Raw genomic sequence first — 6,038 nt, 5'->3', positions numbered from 1 at the left:
AAACCGCGGCCTCAATCTGAAACCGTGTCTGGGGCAACCGCTCCAAACTATCCGAACCACACTCGGCAGATCAACCTGATGATCAGGAAGGATCCTTGAGGATCATTCGGGGCCCACGGTGGCGCACGCCTTTCGGCGGTCGCTTCTTCCGTGGAGAACCGCAGACCGGCCAGTCACCCTCAGGGGACTCGCCCGGCTCCTGCCGGCTCCAGAACTCTACCCGGTCGGCTTCGCGATCGCAACTCCAACTTTCAGAGCCAACTCGCACCGCCCAGTCTCGGCCTCGCGACCACCTTCATCGCGGGACCGGCGCCCGTTCTCGGCCGGTTTGCCCGGCCTCCCTCGTGCAGAGAGAAAGTTACGCGTACGCACCGGAGAAGGCAAATCAGCGACTGTCGATGACGTTCTCCCGGCCCGGAACTCCGGCGTTCGGGGCACGGCGAGGGTGAGCGGTAGGCGCCGCAGCAGCGGGTGGCAGCGCGACATGCACCGACGACTCAGGTCGGCATCTCGGCGGCTCCGTACTCGCGCCGACATCCGAGGAGGGCATCGGCGTGCCAGAGTGTCTTGCATGGATGACGTGTCCCGGCCAACCAGCCCGGTCCTCGCCGAGGACGCGCTGCTCGGCCTCTTACTCCCCTTCTGGCAACTGATCATCGGAGCGTTCGTGCTCTTCGCCGTCGTGGTGTCGATCGGACGGCTGGTCCGGCGCGGCCCCTCACGGATGAGCACCGCGCTCCTCGTCACCGCCGCTGCCATCGCCGGCTTCGCGGTGGTGGGCGTACTGCTTCAGGGGTAGGCGGCGCTCAGAGTCGACGGTTGGCCAGGCTGGGCAGTTCCGCGCGGATGCGGGCCAGCCGGTCCAGGTCGACGTCGGCGATCGCGAACCCGGGGCCGTCCGGCACCTGCGAAAGCACCGTCCCCCACGGGTCGACGACCATGCTGCGGCCGAAGCAGGTCCGGCCGGGCTCGTGGTCACCTGTCTGCCCGGCGGCCGCGACGAAGCACTGGTTCTCGATCGCCCGGGCACGCAGCAGGACTTCCCAGTGGTCACGACCGGTGTGCATCATGAACGCCGCGGGTACCACGAGCAGGTGAGCACCGCCGTCGGTGGCAAGTTGGCGGTACAGCTCGGGGAAGCGCAGGTCGTAACAGATCGACAGCCCCACCCGTAGCCCTTCGACCTCCACCACCACAGGCTGGTCGCCCGGGGACACCGTGGCGGACTCCTGGTACGAGACCCGACCCGGAATCTCCACGTCGTACAAATGGATCTTGCGGTAGCTGGCGGCGAGCGCGCCGGTGCGGTCGAAGACCAGCATGGTGTTCCAGGTGTGCTCGGGGTCGGGGCCGGCCTCGTGGAACGAGCCGGCGATCACCCAGATCCCCCGTCGACGCGCGACCGCCGCGAAGAACTGCCCGACCTCACCGTCGACCGGCTCCGGCGCGGGCATCCCGGCACCGGGGCCCAGATAGTCGACGTACTCGGGCAAAAGCACCAGGTCCGCGCCGGCGTCGGCCGCGCGGTCGATCAGGGCCTCCGCGGCGACGAGGTTCGCCTTCCGGTCGTCGCGGGAGTTCAGCTGGCAGACGGCGACGCGCATGATTCCAGCGTACGGGCGAACTGCCGTGTGCGGCAGGGCGAAGAGTCCGCCTCAGTGGATCAGGCGGACTTCTCCTCGCGCTCACGCCGGGCCCGGCGGCCGGTGAACTCGCGCGGAACGATTGTCGGGTTGACGTTCTCCAGGACCACCTCACGGGTGATGAGCACCCGGGCGGCGTCGGGGTTGCTGGGCACCTCGTACATCACGGAGAGGAGGACCTCTTCCATGATGGCGCGAAGACCACGGGCACCGGTGCCGCGCAGCATGGCCTGATCGGCGATGGCCTCCAGGGCCGGCCGCTCGAACTCCAGCTCCACGCCGTCGAGCTCGAAGAGGCGCTGGTACTGCCGGACCAGGGCGTTGCGCGGCTCGGTGAGGATGCGCACCAGGGCCGACCGATCGAGGCTGCGGACGCTGGTGATCACCGGCAGACGGCCGATGAACTCCGGGATCAGCCCGAACTTGAGCATGTCCTCCGGCATCACCTGGCTGAAGATGTCGTCGGTGGAACGCTCGGAGACGGCCCGCAGCCGGGCACCGAAGCCGGTGCCGCCGTGGCCCGTACGCGCCTCGATGATCTGGTCCAGGCCGGCGAAGGCACCACCACAGATGAACAGCACGTTCGTGGTGTCGATCTGGATGAACTCCTGGTGCGGGTGCTTGCGGCCGCCCTGCGGTGGCACGTTCGCCACGGTGCCTTCGAGCATCTTCAGCAGCGCCTGCTGGACGCCCTCACCGGAGACGTCACGGGTGATCGACGGGTTCTCCGACTTGCGGGCGATCTTGTCGACCTCGTCGATGTAGATGATGCCGGTCTCGGCGCGCTTGATGTCGTAGTCGGCGGCCTGGATCAGCTTGAGGAGGATGTTCTCCACGTCCTCGCCGACATAGCCGGCCTCGGTGAGGGCGGTGGCGTCGGCGATGGCGAACGGCACGTTGAGCATCCGCGCCAGGGTCTGCGCCAGGTGGGTCTTGCCACACCCGGTCGGGCCCAGCAGCAGGATGTTCGACTTGGCCAGCTCCACGCCGTCGTTACCGGCGCCGGGCGCGTTGGCCGCCTCGGCCTGGATCCGCTTGTAGTGGTTGTAGACCGCGACGGCGAGTGCCTTCTTGGCCTGTTCCTGCCCCACCACGTAGGTGTCGAGGAACTGGCAGATCTCCATCGGCTTGGGAAGCTCTTCCCACTTCACCTCGCCGGTCTCGGCCAGCTCCTCTTCGATGATCTCGTTACAGAGATCGATGCACTCGTCGCAGATGTAGACCCCGGGGCCCGCGATGAGCTTCTTGACCTGCTTCTGCGACTTGCCGCAGAAGGAGCATTTGAGTAGGTCGCCGCCGTCACCGATCCGTGCCACCTACGTTCTCCCTGCACTCATCGGCCGGAGCCCCGGCCACGACCTGCGGACGCTACGCTCCGCCCGTCTCTACCCCCACCGCGCCGGTCGCCCGACGAAGCGGTACGGACCCGACGTTACCCGCTGCGGGAGCATTCTCCGACCCCCAAAACGGGTGTGTCAGAGGCCGGCGGACGACAGGCCCGTCCGGCCTCTGACTCCGTGCCGGTCAGCTGGCCGCGTTGGCGGCCAGCAGTCCCTTCTTGCGGCTGCTGAGGATCGTGTCGACCAACCCGTACTCGCGGGACTCCTCGGCCGTCATGATCTTGTCCCGGTCGATGTCCTTGCGGACCTTCTCGATCGGCCGGTTGCAGTGCCGGGAGAGCATCTCCTCCAGCTGGGTCCGCATCCGCAGGATCTCCCGGGCCTGGATCTCGATGTCCGAGCCCTGCCCGTAGCCGCCCTCGGTGGCCGGCTGGTGGATGATGATCCGCGAGTTCGGCAGCGCCATCCGCTTGCCCGGCGTGCCCGCCGCCAGCAGCACCGCCGCAGCGGAGGCCGCCTGGCCCAGGCAGACGGTCTGGATGTCCGGCCGGACGTACTGCATGGTGTCGTAGATCGCCGTCATGGCGGTGAACGAACCACCCGGCGAGTTGATGTACATGATGATGTCCCGGTCGGGGTCGGTCCCCTCCAGGGTGAGCAGCTGGGCCATCACGTCGTTGGCCGAGGCGTCGTCGACCTGGACACCGAGGAAGATGATCCGGTCCTCGAAGAGCTTGTTGTAGGGGTTGGATTCCTTGACCCCGTACGACGTGCGCTCGACGAACGACGGCAGGACGTAGCGGTTGTGCACGGCCGCGAACTGGGGCGGCAGGCTGAGGTCGGTCATCGTCTGCTCCTCGATCAGCTCAGGGTCCCGGCGCCCTCGGGAACCTGAGCGGCCCCGATGATCACCTTGTCGATGAAGCCGTAGTCCATGGCCTCCTGGGCGGTGAACCAGCGGTCGCGGTCCGAGTCCGCCTCGATCTGCGCCTGGGACTGACCGGTGTGGTGCGCGACCCGCTCCTGGAACATCCGCTTGGTGTAGAGCATCTGCTCGGCCTGGATCGCGATGTCCGACGCGGTGCCGCCGAGGCCGCCCGAGGGCTGGTGCATCATGATCCGCGCGTGCGGCAGGGCGTACCGCTTGCCCTTGGTGCCCGCGCAGAGCAGCAGCTGGCCCATCGAGGCCGCCATGCCCATCGCCACGGTCGACACGTCGTTGTCGATGTACTGCATGGTGTCGTAGATCGCCATGCCGGAGTAGACCGAGCCACCCGGCGAGTTGATCCAGAGGAAGATGTCCCGGTCCGGGTCCTCCGCCGCGAGCAGCAGCAGCTGCGCGCAGATGCGGTTGGCCACCTGGTCGTTGACCTCGCTGCCGAGGAAGATGATGCGTTCCTTGAGCAACCGGTTGTAGACCGAGTCGTCGAGGTTGCCAATTGAGTCGCCACCTCGGGCGTCGAGCGCCCGCGGCTTTGCTGGGATGTGCATGTCGGTCATGGCAGCCCTTCGCTCTCCGTACCGTCCTGTCCGACACTAACCGCTCAGCCGGGCGGCAGAGTCCCGCTCCGGGCACTGTTCGCTCTCAGCGCAGGGGCCCCGGGACTCGTACCCGGAAAAGGGGTTGGGCCACCACCCACCGCAACCGGCGGACGGTGGCCCCACCCGACGATCAGTGCTCGTGCCCGTGCTCCGCCTCGCTGGCCTCGCGCAGCGCGTCCAGGCTGATCTCGTTGCCGGCGGTGTCCTTGATCGTGATGCGCTCCATGACCGAGGCGAGAGCCTTGCCCCGGCGGACGTCGCCGAAGACCGCGCCGGCCGCGCCGGAACGGACCAGCTGGTCGTAGTACTGCTGCGGGGCCATGCCGGCCCGCTGGGCGCGGTGGACGATCTCGTGACCGAACTCGTCGTCGGAGACCTGCACGTCCTCGGCGTCGGCGAGGGTGTCGAGCAGCAGCTGGACCTTGACGCCCTGAGTGGCGGCCTCGGTCAGCTCGGCGTCGATCTGCTCCTCGGTCTTCTCCTCGGCGGCGAGGTAGTCCTCCATCGAGGCGCCGATGCGCTCCAGCTGGTCGACCATCGCCTGCTTGCGGCTCTCCACCTCGTCGCGGATGACGCCTTCCGGCGCCGGCACCTCGGCGGCCTCGACGAGCTGCTCCAGGGCCTTGTCCCGGGCGGCGTAGATCTGCTCGACCCGCTTGCCCCGGGTGACCCGCTCACGCAGGTCGTTGCGCAGCTCCTCGATGGTGTCGAACTCGCTGGCCAGCTGCGCGAACTCGTCGTTCAGCTCGGGCAGCTCCTTCTCCTTGACCGTACGCACGGTCACCAGGACCTCGGCGTCGCGGCCGGCGAAGTCGCCGCCGACGAGCTGGGTGGTGAAGGTGACGTCCTCACCGGCGGCGAGGCCGACCACGGCCTCGTCCAGGCCCGGCAGCAGCTGCTTGCTGCCCACCTCGTGGGAGATGTTGCTGGCCGAGCCGCCCGGCACCTCTTCGCCGTCGACGGTCGCCCGCAGGTCGATCTGGACGTAGTCGCCCTCGGCGGCGGCCCGCTCGACGGTCTTGAGGGTGGCGAACCGCTCGCGCAGGTTCTTCACCTGCTCGTCGATCTCGCTGTCGTCGACCTGCAGCTCGTCCACGACGACCTCGAGGGAGGCCAGGTCGGGCACGGTGATCTCCGGCCGGACGTCCACCTCGGCGGTGAAGCTCAGCGAGTCACCGTCGTTGAACTCGGTGATGTCGACCTCGGGACGACCGAGGGTCTTCAGGTCGTGCTCGCGGACCGCAGCGAGGATGTTCTGCGGGATGGCCTCCTGCACCGCCTCGTTGAGCACGGTGCCCCGGCCCACCCGCTGGTCGATGATCGCCGGCGGGACCTTCCCCTTACGGAAGCCGGGGATCTGGATCTGCTGGCCGATCTCCCGGTACGCCTTCTTGAGGCTCGGCTCGAGCTCGACGAACGGCACCTCGATGGCGAGCCGCACGCGCGTCGGGCTCAGAGTCTCGACGGTGCTCTTCACAGGCGTACTCCTTGACGGATCTCGGTTTATTCTGGG

At 68.0% G+C, this 6,038-nt stretch carries 6 protein-coding genes; 1 reads left to right on the top strand and 5 read right to left on the bottom strand.

Features of this window, described 5'->3' with window-relative positions; all coding sequences use genetic code 11:
* Window positions 1-571: 571 nt before the first annotated feature.
* Window positions 572-799, top strand: a complete 228-nt coding sequence (locus Vgi01_RS28395; RefSeq protein WP_043721719.1) for a hypothetical protein — start codon at window positions 572-574, stop codon at window positions 797-799.
* Between the two features lie 7 nt (window positions 800-806).
* Here the strand turns inward: Vgi01_RS28395 and Vgi01_RS28390 are convergent, their stop codons facing one another.
* The 5 genes from Vgi01_RS28390 to tig all read right to left on the bottom strand — a co-directional run bounded on the left by Vgi01_RS28390 (window position 807) and on the right by tig (window position 6,002).
* Entirely contained in the window at window positions 807-1,604 is a 798-nt protein-coding gene (locus Vgi01_RS28390; RefSeq protein WP_102660821.1) for a carbon-nitrogen hydrolase family protein, read from the bottom strand.
* 59 nt (window positions 1,605-1,663) lie between these two features.
* A complete protein-coding gene (clpX, locus tag Vgi01_RS28385; protein ID WP_102660822.1) occupies window positions 1,664-2,959 on the bottom strand; it encodes an ATP-dependent Clp protease ATP-binding subunit ClpX in 1,296 nt (431 codons plus the stop codon).
* A gap of 208 nt (window positions 2,960-3,167) precedes the next feature.
* The gene (locus Vgi01_RS28380; RefSeq protein WP_013735441.1) at window positions 3,168-3,830 is read right to left on the bottom strand and encodes an ATP-dependent Clp protease proteolytic subunit; all 663 of its coding nucleotides are present in this window, start codon (window positions 3,828-3,830) and stop codon (window positions 3,168-3,170) included.
* 14 nt (window positions 3,831-3,844) lie between these two features.
* Window positions 3,845-4,483, bottom strand: coding sequence for an ATP-dependent Clp protease proteolytic subunit (locus Vgi01_RS28375; RefSeq protein WP_013735442.1), 639 nt, complete (start codon window positions 4,481-4,483; stop codon window positions 3,845-3,847).
* 172 nt (window positions 4,484-4,655) lie between these two features.
* Entirely contained in the window at window positions 4,656-6,002 is a 1,347-nt protein-coding gene (gene tig / locus Vgi01_RS28370) for a trigger factor (protein WP_013735443.1), read from the bottom strand.
* Window positions 6,003-6,038: the final 36 nt, after the last annotated feature.

The organism is Micromonospora gifhornensis, assembly GCF_016863515.1.
GTDB classification, from domain to species: Bacteria; Actinomycetota; Actinomycetes; order Mycobacteriales; family Micromonosporaceae; genus Micromonospora; species Micromonospora gifhornensis.
The sequence above is the reverse complement of the archived record's forward strand: the minus strand, read 5'-3'. Positions and strand labels throughout refer to the sequence as shown.

Excerpts from the sequence above, each read along its gene's own strand:
- Vgi01_RS28395 (WP_043721719.1), top strand. The coding sequence starts at position 572 with ATGGATGACGTGTCCCGGCCAACCAGCCCGGTCCTCGCCGAGGACGCG.
- Vgi01_RS28390 (WP_102660821.1), bottom strand. The coding sequence starts at position 1,604 with ATGCGCGTCGCCGTCTGCCAGCTGAACTCCCGCGACGACCGGAAGGCG.
- Vgi01_RS28380 (WP_013735441.1), bottom strand. The coding sequence starts at position 3,830 with ATGACCGACCTCAGCCTGCCGCCCCAGTTCGCGGCCGTGCACAACCGC.
- Vgi01_RS28375 (WP_013735442.1), bottom strand. The coding sequence starts at position 4,483 with ATGACCGACATGCACATCCCAGCAAAGCCGCGGGCGCTCGACGCCCGA.